The organism is Gemmatimonadota bacterium (assembly GCA_021295815.1).
Taxonomy (GTDB): domain Bacteria; phylum Gemmatimonadota; class Gemmatimonadetes; order Longimicrobiales; family Gaopeijiaceae; genus JAGWBQ01.
The window spans coordinates 21,461-40,067 of record JAGWBQ010000005.1; the positions used below are offsets into that span (position 1 = coordinate 21,461).

Here is an 18,607-nt window from a genome sequence, read left to right on the forward strand (position 1 = left end):
GGCTACGAGACGATGGCGAGGATGTCCGACTCGCGAAGAATCAGATAGTCCTGGCCGTCGAGGGTGACTTCGGTGCCGCTGTACTTGCCGTACAGGACGCGATCGCCTTCGGACACGTCCATGTCGAGGCGGGTACCGTCGTCGGAGAGTCGGCCGGGGCCGACCGCGGTGACTTCGCCCTGCGAGGGCTTCTCCTTGGCGGTGTCGGGGATGTAGAGGCCTCCCCGCATCTGCTCGGCCTCGTCGAGCGGCTTCACGACCACTCGGTCGGCCAAGGGCCTGACGTTGCTCATGCGCGTTCCTCCCGTTATGGGACAGTTGTTGGTGGGTGCGTACGCCGCGAGCGAGCGTGCGTCGCGGGTTGTTGGCACTCGCAGGCATCGAGTGCTAACAGGGGGAAGATAACCAAGAACTCGAGGACGGGTCAAGTCCCCACCGGCCGTCGCGGATGACGACGACCGGCGTCGAGAGGTCAACCGGTCAGCATCCCCCCCGCCGCCGCCAGGCCGTGGAGAGTGAGGTCGGGTTCGACCTGATCGACGCAGGTCAGGCTCGGGGCCACCACTCCCGCGAGACCGCCGGTGGCCACCACGAACGGATCCCGCCGCCACTCGTCCTTGATCTGTCGCACGATCGTCTCCACCCCGGCGATCGCCGTCCAGAAGACGCCGCTCCGCATGCACTCCTCGGTGCGGGTCCCAATGATCTTCTTCGGCAGGCTCATCTCGATCACCGGCAGCTTGGCGGTCCTTTCGGCCAGCCACTCGAGTCCGGCGTTGAGGCCGGGTGCGATCACTCCGCCCACGAAGGTGCCGTCGCCCTCGATGCAGTCGAAGGTGGTCGCCGTCCCCAGGTCCACCACGATAGTGTCCTTGCGGTAGAGGACCTTGGCCGCCACGGTGTTCGCGACCCGGTCGGCTCCAACGGAGAGAGGCTCGTCCACCGCCAGCCTGATGGGCAGGGCGGATGCGGGACCGACCGCCAGCACCTCGCCCGCCACGAGCGACCTCAGAGTGTGCATCCAGACCTGATTCGCGGACGGCACCACGGAGCCGACGACTCCGAGCTCGACCCGACCTCTTCCCACGCCGGCGCGGTCCAGGAAGGTGCCCACCAGCGCGGTCATCTCGTCGGCCGTCCTGCGGACAGAGGAGCTCACCCTCCAAGAAGCGGCGATCTTCCCCGGGCCGGTGGCCCATCCCACCACGGTCTCGGTATTGCCGACGTCGACAACCAGGCTCTCACGGAATTTCATCGGTCGCCTCCCGACACTGCGTGCACGCTTCCGCCCGCCACCAGTCTTCGCTGGCCGTCGGCCAGTTCGACTTCCAGCGAGCCTTGCTTGGAGATGCCCACGGCCCAACAGCCGCCCAGCGCCTCCGTCTCGACCTCGCAACCCCTTAAGATATCGATTCCCGCGATCTCGCGGTGGAGAGCCTCGGGCAGTTCGGTGCCCGCGAAGCCGACCAGCGTGCGCAGTTCGGAGACCAGAGCCTCCACCACGACCGGTTCGTCCACCCGTACCCGCCCCATTCCGCCCCGCACCTCCTCCACGGTGGTCGCCGTCGTCTCGATCTCGCTGGGGAAACCTGCGGTCGGTCTGCGTAAATTGATGCCGACACCTACCGCGACTAGTGCGGGGTCGAAGGCTCCGGGGACGACTTCGCACAGGATGCCGCCGACCTTGCGCCCGCCGAGGAAGAGGTCGTTCGGCCACTTGAGTCCCACCGAACCCACGCCTTCCGCGACCGCCTCGATGGCGCGGGCCGCCGCAATCCCGGCGAGGAGCGGCAGCGTGGTGGCCCCGACGACGGTCTCCACGAGCGCCGAGAAGCTTATGCCCGCCCCGGGAGGAGAGTGCCAGCGCCGGCCTCTCCGTCCTCTGCCGGCGGTCTGCTCGTCGGCAATGACCACGCTTCCCGGAGGCGCACCCCGACCTGCGAGAGCGAGCAGACGCGAGTTGGTCGAGCCGATGCTGGCGTAGGTCTCCAGATAGGGGAGCCCCCAGGTTCGCCGCCACTTCTCGCGGGCGACGCCGTGCCAGCTTTCGAGGCGGACGGCTCCGACGCCGCCTTGGCCCGAATTGAGACTCTCGCCTCGTTCCAACGTCAGAACTCGGTCAGGGCGGCGATCTCGACTCCGAGCCCGATGAGCCTTTCCGCACCCTCGAGGAAAGGCAGGTTCACGACGAACGAAGCGGCCTTCACCGACGCCCCCACCATGGCGATCAGTTCGATCGCGGCCTCCGCCGTTCCCCCGGTCGCCAGCACGTCGTCGATCAGCAGCACGCCGGATCCCGGAGCGACCACGTCCCTGCTGACCTCCAGCGCGTCGGTACCGTACTCCAGCTCGTAGCTCACCCGCTCGACAGGCGGCGGCAGCCGTCCCCGCTTGCGCAAAGGCACAAAGCCCACACCCAGTCGGACCGCGACCGGCGCGGCGAAGACGAATCCGCGCGCCTCGATGCCGGCCACGAAGTCGGGAGGACGGTTCCGCCACGGCGCGACGAGCTCTCCGACGACGCTTCGGAAGGCGTCGCCCTCCGCCATAAGGGGCGCCAGGTCCCGAAAGGCGACCCCCGGGGTCGGGAAGTCGGGTACGACCGGGATGAGGGATTTCCAATCCGGGCGGAACTGGCTCATTGCGGGCTGTGGGCTGGGCGTTGGGACAGGCTGTCAACTCCGGGTCGACCAAACTTACACGGTCGGCCCGTCATGCGGGGTCGGCTTGCCGAACTCCCAGAGAACGTGTTGTTTATCAAAGTGCCTGCCGGCCAAGTCGCTTCGCCATGAAGCACCGGGACCGACCATTCCGGTAACGACTACGGAGACCAAACCCATGATCCGCTTCCATCCGGCGAAGACCCCGGTCCTTGCAGTTCTCGCCGCTGGGGCGGTCCTGTCGGCGCCGACCCTGGCGGCCCAGACCGGCGCGATCGACGGCAGAGTCGTTCACCAGGCGAGCGGCAGATCGCTCGAGGCCGTCCAGATCGAGATCGCCGCTCTTGGCATCGGCAGGATTTCCAACACTCAGGGGCGCTTCTCATTCCAGTCGGTCCCCGTCGGCGTCCATGAGCTGCGGGCGAGGCTGATCGGCTACGAAGAGGTCGCCGTCGAGGTCGAGGTACGAGCCGGGGTCGCCACCGACGTCAGCCTGAATCTGAGCCTGAACGTGATCAACCTGGACGGCTTCACGGTCACGGGCACCGCGTTCGAGGAGCCGCCCATCACCCTGCCGACCGCGGTCGCGGTCTCGACCCGCGAGGTGCTGATCGAACAGGGCTCCCCGCGGATCACCGACTTCCTCAAGCGCCTGCCGGTGAGCCACGGGGTCGTCGGCGAGCTGAACAGTTGGTACAACTCCACCGGCAGCCTGGTCTCGGAATCCGCCGCGAACATCAATCTCCGGGGACTCGGAGCCTCCCGGACCCTGGTGCTCGTCAACGGTCGCAGACAGAGCTACCTTCCCTCCCGCCTCATCGGCGGGCGCTGGGTCGACGTGAACACCTTGCCGTCGATAGCGATCGAGCGGATCGAGGTGCTCAAGGAAGGCGCTTCGGCGGTCTACGGGTCCGATGCCGTCGCGGGCGTGGCCAACTTCGTGACCCGGGGCGACCTCAGCGGCATGGAGCTCTCCGCCTCGTACGATCGGTATGGGGGCGGCGGCGACACGGATCTGGGGGTGATCGTCGGCGGCAGGCTGGGCGACGACCTTCATGGCGTTCTCTCCGCCGAGTGGGCGCATCGGCTCGAGCTCGGCGCCCCCGAACGCTCGTGGACCTTGCGCGACTTCATCACCGGCGGAGGAGGCTGGTCGGGCACCGGCAATCCCGGAGTCTTCCTCAGACCCACCCTCGCCGGAACCGAGAAGGTCGACGAGTTCGTGGCCGCCCTTCTGGACTCTCACTGGGGAACCGACCCGAGCTGGCACCACGATCCGTCCTGCGCGGAATTCGGCGGATACGTGGAGAGCTGGACCTGCCGCTTCCGGTACGCTCCGTGGGACAACATCATCGACGATACCGACTTCTATCGCGCCTTGGGAGAGCTGAGCGGTTCGCTGGACGAAAACACCGATTTCCGCCTGGAGGGACTCTTCGCGCGCGCGGAAATACCGAATTGGCTGACGACGCCCTCCTTTCCACCGGTCTCGCCGTACGACGGCACCCAGCTGGTCACGCCGGAACATCCCGGACGCCGGGCCTTCTGCGCCGATCAGGCCGGATCGATAGGTCTCGGCGGCCCCGGATGTCTGGAGGACGACTGGTACTTCTTCGGGCGTCTGGTCGGGAACGCGGGCCCCGGCAGGCGGCTGCCCAGGTCCAACGACACCTACCGGTTGGCGGCCGAGCTGGAACGCGAGATCGAGCTCTTCGGGAACGACGCGCACCTGGATCTGGCGTTCTCCTACTCGGGCGCCAGGGGCAACGTGAACCAGCCGGCGGAGTACCATTACCGGAAATTCCTGGCCTACCGAGGCTTCGGCGGACCGAACTGCGGAGTCGGTGTGGTCGCCGATCCGACCTCGCCTTCGGGAATGCGACTCGGGCCGCTGAACGGAGCCCAGCCCGGCCAAGGCGACTGCATGTACTACAATCCGTTCAGCAACGCGATCGACTACTCGGCTCAGCCGGGATCGCAGTTCGAAGATTCGCCCAACCCGTTCTTCAGGCCAGAACTGGCCAACGCCTCCGAGCTCATCGACTGGATCAACGAGGAGGTCGATCTGGTGAGCGACGCGCAGCTTGTCGTCGCCGACGCCTCCGTGCACGGGTCGGTCATGGACGGCGCCCTCAACTACGCGCTCGGATACCAGTTCCGACGTTTCGGGGTGAACTCCGTACCGAACGCTCCAGGCGACGTGACCCGGAATCCGTGCCCGGTACCGGGAGACCGGTCCTGCCGGTACCGAACCGGACCTTTCACCTTCATCACCGGTTTCACGCCCTACGACGACGTGCAGACCGTGCACCGGCTCTTCGGGGAAATCCCCTTCCGGTTCGGCTCGCGGATAGAGGCCCAGATCGCCGCCAACTACGAGTACCATTCCCTGGCCAGCAGCTTCGATCCCAAGATCGCCGCCAGAGTGCGCGTGGCCGCTTCGGACTCTTACGTCCTCTCGCTGCGGGGCTCGCTCCAGACCACCTTCCGCACACCTTCGGTGGACGATCTGAACGAAGACGTGGTCGTTTCGCTCCAGTACGTGCCGGAGTCCGACACCTACAAGGCGATAGACAGCTACGGAAGCGCCGCCCTGATGCCGGAACGGGCCTTCACCTACAACGCCGGCGCCATCTTGCTTCTGAACCGGGCCAGGTTCACGGTCGACTACTGGTCCTACGACTTCAACGACGTCATCAACTCCATGCCGTTCACGAGCATCACGGCCCTCTACGCGGAGGGAGGCGCTTCGCGGGACGCGGTGAAGGAGCTGGTCACCTGCCCGGGCGGGCGGACCGACGGAAGTTGCGACGTGACCCAGGTCGAGCGGATCGAGGTGCGGCTCGTCAACTGGCCCGGAATGGAGACCTCGGGGATCGATCTCCACGGCGAATCCCGCTTTCCGCTGGGAGGCGGCGAATTCCACATCGGCGTGACCGGAACCTACACCGTCAAGTACGACGTTGCAGGCCTGGAGTACAATGGATTCGAGGTCCAGTCGGCGATCGAAGGCGCGGGTGCGCTCAACTTCGGTCACCCTCTCGCCTGGCCTCTTCCCCGGATCAAGGGACGCTTCAATCTGGGCTACGAATGGGGCGAGACCGCGATCGGCGCGTACGTCAACAGCATCGGCTCCTATGTGGATCGGCGTTACGAGGGCGCCCCGGCTCCCTTCGACCGGTTCCGCGACATCGACAGCTTCACAACGCTCGATCTCAACCTGAGTCGTGAACTGGGCGGGATCCGAGCCGTGCTCACCGGCGTGAACCTCCTCGACACGCGGGCGCCGGCCGTCAACTGGGAGACGGGATACGACGGCTTCACTCACGATCCCAAGGGAAGACGAATCAAGTTGGCGCTGGCCTGGAGCGGCGGATAAGACCCCGGCGGGCTCGGCTTGCCCTGATGGCCCGCTGAGCCTATCTTCAAGGGCATGAAAGGTCCACTGCTCCTCCTCGTCGTGGCGACCGGCACGGCCTTGACGGCGCTCGGAGGCGAGTCGGGGTCCGAAGAGACGGTTTGGGGAGGCGACCACTCCTCCCGGGCGGAGATCCCGGTCACACCGCCGCTCGACTGGCCGCCGCCGACTTCGGCGCGTGCCGTGAACGAAATGCGCGGACCTGCATCGAAGTCGTCGTCCTCCTCCGGACCGGTCGGAGCGAGGTCGGCCGTCGAGCCTTCCGGGGCGGGCGCGGGCGTCGACGTCGAACACGGCGACGAGTCGGATCCCGAGGCCGCGAACCGACTGATCGGGCGCTACTGCGTCCGGTGCCACAACGGCGTCAGATTGCTCGGCAACATGTCGCTGGAGGAGTTCGATGCGGCGACCGTCGCCGACCGGGCCGAGCTCGGCGAGAAGATGGTGCGCAAGCTCCGTGCCGGCATGATGCCCCCTCCCAGACAGCGTCGGCCCGGCGGAGACTCGCTGGCGTGGCTGGCCGCCGTGCTGGAAGGGGAACTGGACGCCCTGGCCGCGGCCGACCCCAACCCGGGTCATCGCACCTTCCAACGCCTGAACCGCTCCGAGTACGAGCGGGCCGTCTTCGACATGCTCGGCCTTCGCGTCGACGCCTCCGCCTTCCTCCCGCCCGAGACGATGAGCGGCGGGTTCGACAACGTGGCCGACGCCCAACGCATCTCGGCCACCCTTCTGGAAGGTTACCTGACGGCTGCGGCGGCTGTCGCGCGCATGGCGGTCGGCGATCCGAACGCCACCCCGAGCGAGACCACCTACCGGGTTCCTCGCTACGCCGAACAGCGAACCCGCGTGGAAGGCGCGCCGTTCGGCACTCGGGGCGGTATCAGCCTGGTACACAACTTCCCGGCGGACGGCTACTACCGATTCCGGCTGGGGCTCCAGCACGAGTCCACCGGCAACTTCTTCGGGCAGACGTCGCCCTTCGACGAAAAGGCGGAGCTTTCGGTCGACGGAGAGCGTCGCGCGCTCGTCCATCTCGACCGCTGGATTCACGTGCAGGATCCGGATGGTCCGAACGTGCGCACCGAACCGATCTTCATAACGGCCGGGCCCCATCGCGTCACCGCCGCCTTCCTCGAGACCATGCAGGGACCGGTGGAGGACCTGGTGTCGCCGCACGCATGGTCGCTCGCCGACAAGAAGATCGGCTACTCCTACGGCATCACCTCGGTCGCGCACCTGCGGGACTTCGCGATCACCGGACCTTTCGAGGCCGACGGGGTTTCGGATTTCGCGGTCAGAGAGAAGATACTCACCTGTGCCGACGATGCGACGCCCGGTAGCGACGCCTGCGCCCGACATATCGTCGAAGGGCTCGCGAGTCGGGGCTTCAGACGTCCCGTAGGCGAAGCCGACGTCGAACCCCTCTTGGTTCTCTATCGGGAAGGGCGTGCGCGAGGGGGCTTCGAGGTCGGGGTAAGAACCGCGCTCCAAGCGGTTCTGGCGAGCCCGGAGTTCATCTTCCGCTTCGAGGAGCCGACGCTTGCGGAGGGTCCTTTCCCGCTGGCGCCGATCAGGCTCGCCACCCGCCTCGCCTTCTTCCTCTGGGCGACCGGCCCCGACGAGGAATTGCTGCAGGCGGCGGGCGAAGGCGAACTGGAATCTTCGGAAGGACTGGCGGCGCAGGTCGAACGCATGCTCGCCGATCCACGCTCCGAGGCGCTCGCCACGCGTTTCGCGTCCCAGTGGCTCCGGCTCCAGGATCTCGACAAGGTTCATCCCGACGCTCTTCGCTTCCCGGATTTCCACCAGCAGCTCGCCGACGCTATGAAGCGGGAAACCGAGCTCTTTTTCGCCCACCTGGTTCGGGAAGACCTGCCGCTATTCGAGGTCTTGACTGCGGATTACACCTTCCTCAACGAGAGGCTTGCTCGCCACTACGGGATCCCGGGCGTCGCCGGCGACCACTTCCGCAAGGTCGCCTACCCCGACGACGGGCGCAGGGGAGTTCTCTCGCACGGCAGCATCCTGACCAGCACCTCTCACGCCAACCGCACTTCTCCCGTCTTGCGCGGAAAATGGGTTATGGAGGTGCTGTTGGGCACGCCGCCGCCCCCCCCGCCCGCTGACGTTCCCGACCTCGAGGCGACCGAGGCCGTCCGGGAAGGGCGCAACCTCACCGTGCGCGAGCGGCTCGAGATGCACAGGGCATCGCCGCAGTGTACCTCCTGTCACCGTTTCATCGATCCCATCGGCCTCGCCCTGGAAGGCTTCGACGTGACCGGTGCGGTGAGAATCAAGGACGAGGGAGCCCCGATCGACCTGGAGGGAGAGCTCTACGACGGTACCCCGCTCACGAGTCCGAAGGACCTGACCGAGGCCCTGCTCAAGCGCCGGAGCTCCCTCGCCCGGACCTTCATCGAGAACCTGATGGCCTACGCGATCGGCCGCAGGATCGAGTACTTCGACATGCCGGCGGTGCGCGAGATAGAGAGGACCGCGGCCGTCGAGGACTACCGGCTTGCCGCGTTCATCCAGGCGGTGGTGGCCAGCGACGCTTTTCGCATGGGGCGGATCGCCTCGGAAACCGATGGAGGATTCCAATGCATTTCGTAACCGGAACCGCATTGCCGCGCCGGACATTCCTAAGAGGGGTCGGAGCCACCGTGGCCCTGCCCCTGCTCGACGCCATGAGGCCTGCGGGCAGACTGCTGGGCGCGACCGGAGCTGCGGACACGCCCACGAGGCTCGTATGCATCGAGATGGTTCACGGAGCGGCGGGATCGAGCGAGTTCGGACGCCGGATGAACTTCTGGTCGCCAGCCGCCGCCGGGCGCGACTTCGACCTCGCCCCCACGGCCCTCGCTCCGCTGGAGCCCTACCGCGACTGTCTCACCATCGTGAGCGACACGGACGTGGAGAACGCGGAGGCGAAGACTCCCAAGGAGATCGGCGGGGATCACTTCCGCTCGAGCGCCGTCTTCCTCACCCAGGCGCATCCGCACCAGACCGAGGGCTCGGACATCCGCGTCGGCGAGTCGATGGACCAGATCTACGCCAGGCGTTTCGGGCAGGACACGCCCATTCCCTCCATGCAGCTCTGCATCGAGAACGTGGACCAGGCGGGCGGGTGCGCCTACGGCTATGCCTGCGTCTATACCGACACCATAAGCTGGAGCTCGCCCACCGAACCGCTGCCGATGGTGCGCGACCCGCGGGTAGCCTTCGATCAGCTCTTCGGGGCGGGCGGCACGGCCGCCGAGCGCGCCCTGAGAAGGAGCGAGAACCGGAGCATACTCGACTACGTTTCGGGTAGGGTGGCCGAGCTCAGACGCGAGCTGGGGCCCGCCGACAACCGACGACTCGACCGCTACCTGGAGAACGTGCGCGAGATAGAGCGACGCATACAGCGCACCGAGGAGCAGAACCGGAGCGGTGAGGCCAGAGCTCTTCCCGAGGCCCCGGCGGGAGTTCCGGACTCGTTCGAGGATCACGCGCGCCTCATGTTCGATCTCCAGGCTCTGGCTTTCGCCTCGGACGTCACCCGCGTCTTCTCGTTCAAGATGGGGCGCGACTCGTCGGCGCGGGTCTTCCCCGAAAGCGGCATCGACAAGCCCTTCCACCCCGCCTCGCACCACGGAGGCAATGAAAACAATATCACGGACTTCGCCGCGATCAACCGCTATCACGTGGGCCAGCTCCCCTACTTCCTGGATCGACTGAAGAGCATCGCCGAGGGCGACGACAACCTGCTCGACAAGACCATGATCGTTTACGGCTCCCCCATGGGCGACCCCAACGTCCACAACCACAAGCGCTGCCCTCTTTTCCTTCTCGGCGGCGCGAACGGGGCCCTGGCGAAGGGCGGCCTGCACTTGCGGGCGGACCCCGGAACGCCGATGGCCAACGTCATGCTCTCCATGCTGCACGGACTCGGTGTCGAAGACGTGGACAGCCTGGGCAACTCGAACGGCGACTTCAGTTTGAACGGATGACCGCCGTCCGCAGGCTTTTTCCACAGGCTGCCGGCCCGACCCGGCGCTTCGCCCCGGCCGCGTTTCCGGCGCTGGCGTTCCTGGCGGCCCTCCCGGGTGTCGGCGCACCGCTCGCCGCGCTCCAGGACGTGTCCGTGTCCGAAGCCGCAAGCCGGGGCGATCTCGCTAGCGTCGAGGAGCTGATCGCCGAGGGAGCCGACGTGGACGCGCCTCTGGGGGACGGCATGACCGCCCTGCACTGGGCCGCGCTCGCCGGCGACGGGGCCATGGCGGCGACTCTTCTCGACGCGGGGGCCGGAACCGATCCCGTCACCCGCAACGGCAGCTACGCGCCGCTCCACCTCGCAGCGAGATCCGGCCACGGAGCGATGGTCCGTCTGCTGCTCGAGCGCGGAGCGTCGGCGGAGGCCCGAACCTCGGACGAGACCGGCGGCGCCGACGCCCTCCACTTCGCGGCGGCATCCGGAAACGAGGCTGCGGTCGGCGCGCTTCTCGACGCCGGAGCCGATCCCGACGCCCGCGAGGAGGCTTGGGGGCAGACCCCGCTCATGTTCGCGGCCGCTTCCGGGAGGGTCGGCGCGGTCCGCCTTCTGCTCAAACGCGGAGCGTCTGTCGCTCGCACGAGCAAGGTGATGGACGTGACCGCCCGCTACCTGGCCGATCAGGAGGACCGCCGTCGGCGGAACGCCCGGATGGGCCTGCGCGCCGACGCCTACGACGGCACGCCGGCTGTCGCTGTCGAGACGGTGGCCGAACGGGTGCTGCCCGGGTTTCTCGACCCGGGCGAGCGGCTGAGCGGCCTTACGGTCGAGGTCCCGAGCGAATTTTCCGACGCCGACTCCCTTAGAAGACCGGTGGAGGAACCGGAGCCGCTCAGCTACGCCGAGCTGGTGGGCGGGCACGGGGGGCTCACCGCGCTGCTCCATGCGGTGCGCGAAGGACATGGGGAGACGGCGTTCGCGCTGGTCGAGGGCGGCGCGGACATCGACCAGGCGAGTGCGGGAGACCGAACCACGCCGCTCCTGATGGCCATGGTCAACGGCCACTTCGACCTCGGTCTGGAGCTGCTCGAACTCGGGGCCGACCCGACGTTGGCGAGCGACGCCGGCACCACGCCCCTCTATGCCGCCATCAACACCCACTGGGCGCCCAAGTCGCGTTATCCGCAACAGCACGCCTACCGCAACCAGGTCGCCTCGTACCTCGATGTCGCCGAAGCGCTCCTCGATGCCGGAGCCGACCCTGGCGCCCGCCTCTCGAAGCACCTCTGGTACATGTCCTTCAACTTCGATCTTCTGCGCGTGGATACCCGGGGCGCGACACCATTCTGGCGGGCGGCCTACGCTCTCGACGTCGAGGCCATGGAGCTCCTGCGCAGCCGAGGGGCCGACCCGACGGTTCCCACCATGGTGGTTCCGAGCCGCCGCGGAGGCGAGAGCGACCGGAGCCCCGATCCCTCGGGACTCCCGCCGGTCCCGGTCGACGGACCGGCGGTCCATCCCATCCACGCGGCGGCCGGGGTCGGCTACGGCGAGGGTTTCGCCGCCAACTCCCACCGCCACGTTCCGGACGGCTGGCTTCCTGCGGTCAGGTATCTGGTGGAAGAGGTCGGGGCCGACGTGGACGCCCGCGACCACAACGGCTACTCCGCGCTCCATCACGCCGCGGCCCGGGGCGACACGGAGCTCATACTGTACCTGGTGGAGCACGGGGCCGACGTCACGTTCGTCAGCCGCCGGGGACAGACCACGGCCGACATGGCCAACGGTCCCTATCAGCGCACCCAGCCTTATCCCAAGGCGGTCGCGCTCCTCGAGAGCCTGGGCTCCAGGAACAACCGCAACTGCGTGAGCTGCCAGTAGGATGATGCCAACGATGATACGCCTTTCCCCACTCCTCCTCGCGGTTTCGGCGTCGCTCGCCGCACCGCTTTCGGCCCAACTCGGCCAGGAGGCCTTCGACCGAGCCACCCGAACCCTCTCCTTCCGCGAAATCGGCCCGACCATCATGAGCGGCCGCGTAACCGACCTGGCGGTTGTCGAGAGCGATCCGCGCATATTCTATGTCGGCACGGCTTCGGCGGGCGTCTGGCGCACACGCAACGGCGGCATTTCCTTCGAGGCTCTCTTCACTGCGGAGTCGACCGCGTCGGTCGGCGACGTGACCCTCGCTCCCTCGAATTCCAACGTGATCTGGGTGGGCACCGGGGAGCCGCAGAACAGGCAGAGCTCTCCCTTCGGCAACGGCGTCTACCGCTCGCTCGACGGCGGCGATACCTGGACGCCGCTGGGGCTCGAGGCCACCCATCACATCTCCAGGATCGCGGTGCATCCCGCCGATCCGGATATCGCCTACGTGGCCGCGGTCGGAGAGCTCTGGGGGCCGAACCCCGAGCGCGGGGTCTACAAGACTGCGGATGGCGGTCTGACCTGGGAACACGTGCTGTCTGTGGACGACGACACCGGAGCCATCGACCTCGCGATGGATCCGACCGACCCCAACACCCTCTTCGCCGCCATGTATCAGAGGCGCAGGCGGGCCTGGGGCTTCAACGGGGGCGGACCGGGCAGCGGCATCTATCGCAGCTTCGACGGCGGCGCGAACTGGACCGAACTCACCGAGGGCCTGCCGGAGGGCGACAGGGGACGCATCGGACTCTCCATTTACCGTCGCGACTCCGACTTCGTGTGCGCGCTGGTCGAGGCCGACGCCCGAGGCCCCGGCCGGGGCTTCGGGGGCGGGGGCGGCCGCGCACAGGAGAACGGCGTCTACTGTTCCACCGACCGCGGAGACACCTGGGAGCACCGGAGCACGACGAACAACCGCCCCATGTACTACTCGCAGATCCGCATCGACCCCAACGATCCGGAGCGCATCTATCTGGGCGGATCGAGCATGTACCGTTCCTCCGACGGAGGCCGCAACTTCACGGCCGACGCCGCGGAAGGGGTGCATCTCGATCACCATGCCATCTGGATAAACCCCGCCGACTCCGACCACCTCCTTCTCGGGAGCGACGGGGGCGTCTCGGTAAGCTGGGATCGTTCCGACAACTGGTACCAGTTCCGAAATCTCCCCATCTCGCAGTTCTACGAGATCGGCGTCGACATGCGCAGACCCTACCACGTCTGCGGCGGGCTTCAGGACAACGGCTCCTGGTGCGCGCCCTCCGACACGCGCTCCAACCAGGGCATCCGCGCGCGAGACTGGTACAACGTCGGCGGCGGCGACGGCTTCTTCACCGTCATGCATCCCACCGACACGGGCGTCATGTTCGCCGAGTCGCAGGGAGGAAATCTGATGCGGGTGAACCTGCGCACCATGGAGCGCTCCCGCATCCGGCCGAGCCTGCGCCCGGACGCCGACGCCCCCGACACCGCCCAGGGACCTTCGCTGCGCTGGAACTGGGATACGCCGATCCTGCTCTCGACGCACGACTCGGACGTGGTCTACACGGGCGCCAACATGGTATTCCGCTCGCCCGACCTGGGGCAGAGCTGGGAGGCGGTGAGCCCCGATCTCACCTACCAGGTGGACCGCGACACCCTCACGTTGATGGGCGTGCCGGGTTCCGAAGCGCAGATGTCGAGAAACGACGGTCAGTCGACCTACGGCAACCTGACCGCGCTGGCCGAGTCGCCCTTGGACGCCGACGTCCTGTGGGCGGGCGCCGACGACGGCGCCTTGAGCGTGACCCAGGACGGGGGCGAGAGCTGGACCGAACTCTCCGATCGCATCTCCGGCCTGCCGCCGTTCACATATGTCACCCGCATAGTGGCCTCCCACGACGCGCCCGGGAGCGCCTTCGTGGCCTTCGACGGTCACCGTTCGGCCGATTTCGCCGCGTATCTCTACCGGACCGAGGATTTCGGCGAGAGCTGGAACGAGATCACCGACGGACTGCCCCGGAGTCCGCTGAACGCGCTCGAGCAGCACCCGTCGCGGGCGGACCTGCTCTTCGTCGGCAACGAAGTGGGCGTGTGGACGAGCATCGACCGCGGCGAATCCTGGGTCGAACTCAAAGGCGGTCTGCCCACCGTTCCCGTCGACGACATCGTGGTCCACCCGCGAGACAACGATCTCGTCATCGGGACTCACGGGCGCGGCATCTGGATCATGGACGACATCGGTCCGCTCCAGGAGCTGACTCCGGTGGTGGCGGCGGCCCCTGCGCATCTCGTACCGGTTCGGGAGGCCGAATCCTACAACCCGTACCGGCCCCAGGGTTGGACGCCCGGCATATTCGTCGCCGACAATCCCGAGTACGGCGCGCGCATCCGCTACCTGATCGGCGAACCCGAGGAGAGCGACGGCGACAACGGACCAGCGGACGAGACCGACATCGGCGACGAGGCCTCAGCCGACACCTCGACCGAAGCCTCCGCCGAGATCACGATCCGCGACCTGCGCGGCAACACGGTGCGCACGCTCACCGGCTCGTCCGAACCGGGTCTGAACGAGGTCGTATGGGATCTCGCCATGCGCAGCGACGACGAGCTCCCGACCGGTCCTCGCGTCCGGCCCGGGGCCTACCTGGTCGAGCTGGCTTGGGGCGACCAGGTCATCGAAGGTGAAATGCGCGTACGGGGTGACGACCGGGTGACGATGTCCGCCCGGGTCGCGAACGAGCGCTGGAGCGCGATGATGGATTCCTACCGTCTGAACGCTCCGGTTCGGGATGCGCAGAGAGCGCTGGGCGAGGTCGGGGAATTCCTGGACGGAATCGGCGAGATGCTCGAAGGCGCCGGCAGGGCGGACGACGAGACGGAGGGCTCTCTCGCTGCGGAGCTTCAGGCGGCGAGAGACGGTCTCGACGGCGTTCGACGCCACCTCCAGCGGGCTTCCGGAGGCAGCGGAATCTGGCGCTCCATCGAGTCCATGAGCTCACCTCCAACCGCCGACAATCTCTGGGCCGTGGATCGCTCATGGGAGGCGCTGCCAGCCGCGATCGAGGCGGTGAACGCGTTCGTGGCGGGACCGGTGACTGCACTCCTCGGTCGGGCCTACAACGACGAGACCCGTCCCGAGCCGCCGGAGCCGGTGGCCATGCCCGCGAGGTAGACGTGGCTCGCTTCGTCGAGCCGGGACGTCTGCTCCCGTTCATCGCCTACTTCGCCTGCGCCGTCGCTACATTGCTTCTCGCGCGTTGGGGAATCGACGCGGCCGGCTGGGGCCGAAGGGCGACCACCTGGCTGGTCGTGGCATGGTTCCTGCTGGTGCCGAGCGGCGCGGCGTGGATGTGGGTGCGAAGGCGCCCGCGCTAGCGCGCCCGAGAATCGCACTCATCCGACAACTGCGAGGCGGCGTGAACAAGGCAAGCGTGAATATCGTCCTCCCGAACGGGGATACGCTCCAGATCGAAGCTCCCACCAACGCTCGCGAAGTGGCTCGGGCCATCGGTCCCGGACTCGCCAAGGCCGCGCTGGCGGCCCGGGTCGACGGCGAGATCGTCGGACTAGGCGAGCCCATCACCGACGACGCCCGGATCGAGATACTGACCGAGAGGAACGCCGACGCGCTCCCGGTCCTGCGTCACTCCGCGGCGCACGTGCTCGCCACTGCCGTCCGGGAACTCCGACCCGAGGCCGGCATCGGTTTCGGCCCGGCCATCGACGACGGCTTTTACTACGACTTCGAGGTGGATGAACCCTTCACCCCCGACGATCTCGCCGCCTTCGAGGCGAAGATGGCGGAGGTGGTCGCCGCCGACCAGCCTTTCGAACGGCGAAGGGTGACCAGGGAGGAGGCGCGCGAGCTCTTCGCCGACGATCCGCTCAAGCTCGAACGGCTCGCGGAGATGGACGCCGACGAGGTCATCACCGTCTACGAGAACGGGACCTTTCTCGATCTCTGCAAAGGCCCTCACGTTCCCAGCACCGGGGCGCTTGCGCACTTCAAGCTTCTCTCGGCCGCAGGCGCCTACTGGAGAGGCGACGAGCGCCGGCAGATGCTCCAGCGCATCTACGGCACCGCCTTCTTCAGGAAGAAGGAGCTCAAGCGCCACGTACGGCGGCTCGAAGAGGCCCGGAAGCGCGATCATCGCAGGCTGGGCAAGGAGCTCGATCTCTATTCGATTCAAGACGTGGTGGGCCAGGGGTTCGTCCTCTGGCACCCGAAAGGCGCAATTCTGCGCCACACGATCGAGGAGTTTCTGAAGGGCGAACTGCTCGCCAACGGATACGACCTGGTCTACTCGCCTCACTTAGCCAACGAGGAACTCTATCGCCTCAGCGGCCACCTGGAGGTCTTCAGCGACGACATGTTCCCGGCGATGGAGGGGGACGGGCAGCGCTTCCGCATGAAGCCGATGAACTGCCCTCACCACTTCCAGATCTATCGTACCCGGACTCGCTCCTACCGGGACCTGCCGCTGCGCTTCGCCGAGCTCGGCACCTGTTACCGCCACGAGCGTTCCGGCGCCCTGCACGGCATGCTGCGCGTGCGCTGCTTCACCCAGGACGACGCGCACATCTTCCTGCGCGCCGATCAGATAGCCGATGAGTACGACAAACTGCTCGAACTCGCCGACCGGATGCTTCGCGTCTTCGGCTACAAGTACTCCTTCGCGCTCTCGACCCGACCCGAAAAGGCCATCGGAGATCCGGCCCGTTACGACGACGCCACCGAGGTGCTGCGCGGGGTCCTCGAGCGCAGGGGAGCGGATTACGAGCTCGATGAAGGCGGAGGCGCCTTCTACGGACCGAAGATCGACGTGAACGTGGTCGACGCGCTGGGCCGCAAGTGGCAGGGCGGCACTTTCCAGCTCGACTTTCTCATGCCCGAACGCTTCGGCCTGGAATACGTGGGCGCGGACAACGCCCGCCACAAGGCGGTGGTGATCCACCGCACCCTCCTCGGTTCCATGGAACGCTTCGTCGGCGGGCTTATCGAGCATTACGGCGGAGCCTTCCCGACCTGGCTGGCGCCGGAGCAAGTGCGCGTGCTGCCGGTCAGCGAGCCCTCGGCGAGCACTGCGCGCTCGTTCGCCGCCGAGCTCGGGGGCCGCGGAATACGGAGTTCGCTCGAGGAGCGCGAGACGCTGGGCTACCGGATCCGCGAGGCGGAGAAGATTAAGGTGCCGTTCATGGCCGTCGTCGGAGAGCGCGAAGCCGAGGACGGAACCGTGGCGGTGCGCAGGCGGGGCAAGGGCCGAAAGCAGGAGATCATGAGCCGGGCGGAGTTTTTCGAGCTGGTGGAGAAGGAGATCGAGGAGCGGGTGTGAAACGAAGATGCCGCGACGAGGAGGCGGACTCGGCGTTGACGCGACTGCTCGCCGGGAACCCGGCTCGCACCTTGACGCCGGCCCGGCCTGCTACGACCTTTGGTGGCACTCGCGAGGCCCCAGGGTCTTCCCTTTCGCCCCACCGGAGAAAAGAGCCAAATCAAGAAGGATAGCGTCCGCGTCAACGATCAAATCAGGATCAGCCCAGTGCGCCTGATTCGGGATGACGGACACCAGATCGGGATCGTCTCCATCGACGAAGCCCGGGAAAGAGCGAGTGAGAGGGGGATGGACTTGGTCGAGGTTGCGCCGATGGCGCGGCCTCCCGTCGTCAGGATGATGGACTACGGCAAGCACATCTACGAACGTCAGCGCGCGGCTCGCGGAGCCCGCAAGAAACAGCACACGATCAGGGTCAAGGAGGTAAAGTTCCGCCCCGGAATCGAGGATCACGACTACGAATTCAAGGTCGGCCACGTCCGACGCTTCCTCGAAGAGGGAAACAAGGTCAAGCTCACCATGATGTTCCGAGGCCGGCAGATAGCTCACGCCGATATCGGACGGGAGGTTCTGGAGAGAGTGGTCAACGACGTCGGCGAACTCGCCAAGGTCGAGACCAACCCGGAATCGGCCGGACGGCTCATCTCCATGGTCCTGGCGCCCCAGAAGGCGGAACCCAAAGGTTAGACATGCCCAAGATGAAGACGCACCGAGGCCTGGCGAAGCGGGTCAAGCTCACCGGCACCGGCAAATACAAGAGGATGAAGGCCTACAAGAGCCACATCCTTACCAAGAAGGACCGGAAGCGGAAGCGCCGCCTCCGCCACTCGGATCTGATAGCGCCCGCCGACACCAAGCAGGTGTCCCGGATGCTTCCTTACGGTTCGTAGGAGAGCGAGATGCCAAGGGCAACCGCCGCTGGAGCGCGCAAACGACGCAAGGCCAAGGTCCTACGCGCCGCCAAGGGATATTTCGGCGGGCGCAAGAATCTTTACCGCACCGCCAAGGACGCCGTCGAGAAAGGCTGGGAACACGCCTATCGCGACCGGCGCAAGAAGAAGCGCAACTTCAGGCGTCTGTGGATCGCGCGCATCAACGCCGCCTCCCGCGAGCACGGACTGTCGTACTCCAGGTTCATGAACGGCCTCAAGGAGGCGGGTGTGAAGCTCGACCGCAAGGCCCTCGCGGACCTGGCCGTCCGCAGCCCGGACGCGTTCGCCGCGGTGGTGTCGAGAGCGAAGACCGCGCTCGAAGCACGGACCCGCTAACAGTAGGAGGGGTGGCGGTCAGGGCGGTGAGCCTAGGCGGCCCC

14 protein-coding genes are annotated in these 18,607 nt (G+C 67.0%); 10 read left to right on the plus strand and 4 right to left on the minus strand.

The features are described from left to right. Positions 1-2 precede the first annotated feature (2 nt). The 4 genes from groES to J4G12_02835 form a co-directional block, all read right to left on the minus strand. Positions 3-293, minus strand: coding sequence for a co-chaperone GroES (groES, locus tag J4G12_02820; protein MCE2454739.1), 291 nt, complete (start codon positions 291-293; stop codon positions 3-5). 179 nt (positions 294-472) lie between these two features. Continuing rightward, on the minus strand, positions 473-1,255 hold the full coding sequence (locus J4G12_02825; protein ID MCE2454740.1) for a type III pantothenate kinase: 783 nt from the start codon (positions 1,253-1,255) through the stop codon (positions 473-475). Then, positions 1,252-2,106, minus strand: a complete 855-nt coding sequence (locus tag J4G12_02830; GenBank protein ID MCE2454741.1) for a biotin--[acetyl-CoA-carboxylase] ligase — start codon at positions 2,104-2,106, stop codon at positions 1,252-1,254. Before J4G12_02830 ends, J4G12_02825 begins: the two co-directional genes overlap by 4 nt. A gap of 2 nt (positions 2,107-2,108) precedes the next feature. Continuing rightward, complete coding sequence (locus J4G12_02835; protein MCE2454742.1) at positions 2,109-2,642, minus strand: adenine phosphoribosyltransferase; 534 nt, start codon at positions 2,640-2,642, stop codon at positions 2,109-2,111. Positions 2,643-2,838: 196 nt separating this feature from the next. Here J4G12_02835 and J4G12_02840 point away from each other — a divergent pair, with 196 nt between their 5' ends. From J4G12_02840 to rplT, 10 genes are all read left to right on the plus strand, one after another. Beyond that, complete coding sequence (locus tag J4G12_02840; GenBank protein ID MCE2454743.1) at positions 2,839-6,039, plus strand: TonB-dependent receptor; 3,201 nt, start codon at positions 2,839-2,841, stop codon at positions 6,037-6,039. Between the two features lie 54 nt (positions 6,040-6,093). Continuing rightward, entirely contained in the window at positions 6,094-8,694 is a 2,601-nt protein-coding gene (locus J4G12_02845) for a DUF1592 domain-containing protein (GenBank protein ID MCE2454744.1), read from the plus strand. Then, positions 8,682-10,073: a DUF1552 domain-containing protein gene (locus tag J4G12_02850; protein MCE2454745.1), complete on the plus strand. Its 1,392-nt coding sequence runs from the start codon at positions 8,682-8,684 to the stop codon at positions 10,071-10,073. The genes J4G12_02845 and J4G12_02850 overlap by 13 nt, the downstream gene beginning before the upstream one ends. After that, positions 10,070-11,935: an ankyrin repeat domain-containing protein gene (locus J4G12_02855; GenBank protein ID MCE2454746.1), complete on the plus strand. Its 1,866-nt coding sequence runs from the start codon at positions 10,070-10,072 to the stop codon at positions 11,933-11,935. The genes J4G12_02850 and J4G12_02855 overlap by 4 nt, the downstream gene beginning before the upstream one ends. Positions 11,936-11,948: 13 nt before the next feature. After that, a complete protein-coding gene (locus J4G12_02860) occupies positions 11,949-15,134 on the plus strand; it encodes a glycosyl hydrolase (protein MCE2454747.1) in 3,186 nt (1,061 codons plus the stop codon). A 2-nt stretch (positions 15,135-15,136) separates the two neighbouring features. Further along, complete coding sequence (locus J4G12_02865) at positions 15,137-15,337, plus strand: hypothetical protein (protein MCE2454748.1); 201 nt, start codon at positions 15,137-15,139, stop codon at positions 15,335-15,337. Between the two features lie 41 nt (positions 15,338-15,378). Continuing rightward, positions 15,379-17,295: a threonine--tRNA ligase gene (gene thrS / locus J4G12_02870; protein MCE2454749.1), complete on the plus strand. Its 1,917-nt coding sequence runs from the start codon at positions 15,379-15,381 to the stop codon at positions 17,293-17,295. A 102-nt stretch (positions 17,296-17,397) separates the two neighbouring features. After that, the gene (gene infC, locus J4G12_02875; GenBank protein MCE2454750.1) at positions 17,398-17,982 is read left to right on the plus strand and encodes a translation initiation factor IF-3; all 585 of its coding nucleotides are present in this window, start codon (positions 17,398-17,400) and stop codon (positions 17,980-17,982) included. A 2-nt stretch (positions 17,983-17,984) separates the two neighbouring features. Then, positions 17,985-18,185, plus strand: coding sequence for a 50S ribosomal protein L35 (rpmI, locus tag J4G12_02880; protein MCE2454751.1), 201 nt, complete (start codon positions 17,985-17,987; stop codon positions 18,183-18,185). Between the two features lie 9 nt (positions 18,186-18,194). Then, complete coding sequence (gene rplT, locus J4G12_02885) at positions 18,195-18,563, plus strand: 50S ribosomal protein L20 (protein MCE2454752.1); 369 nt, start codon at positions 18,195-18,197, stop codon at positions 18,561-18,563. The last annotated feature ends 44 nt before the right edge of the window (positions 18,564-18,607 follow it).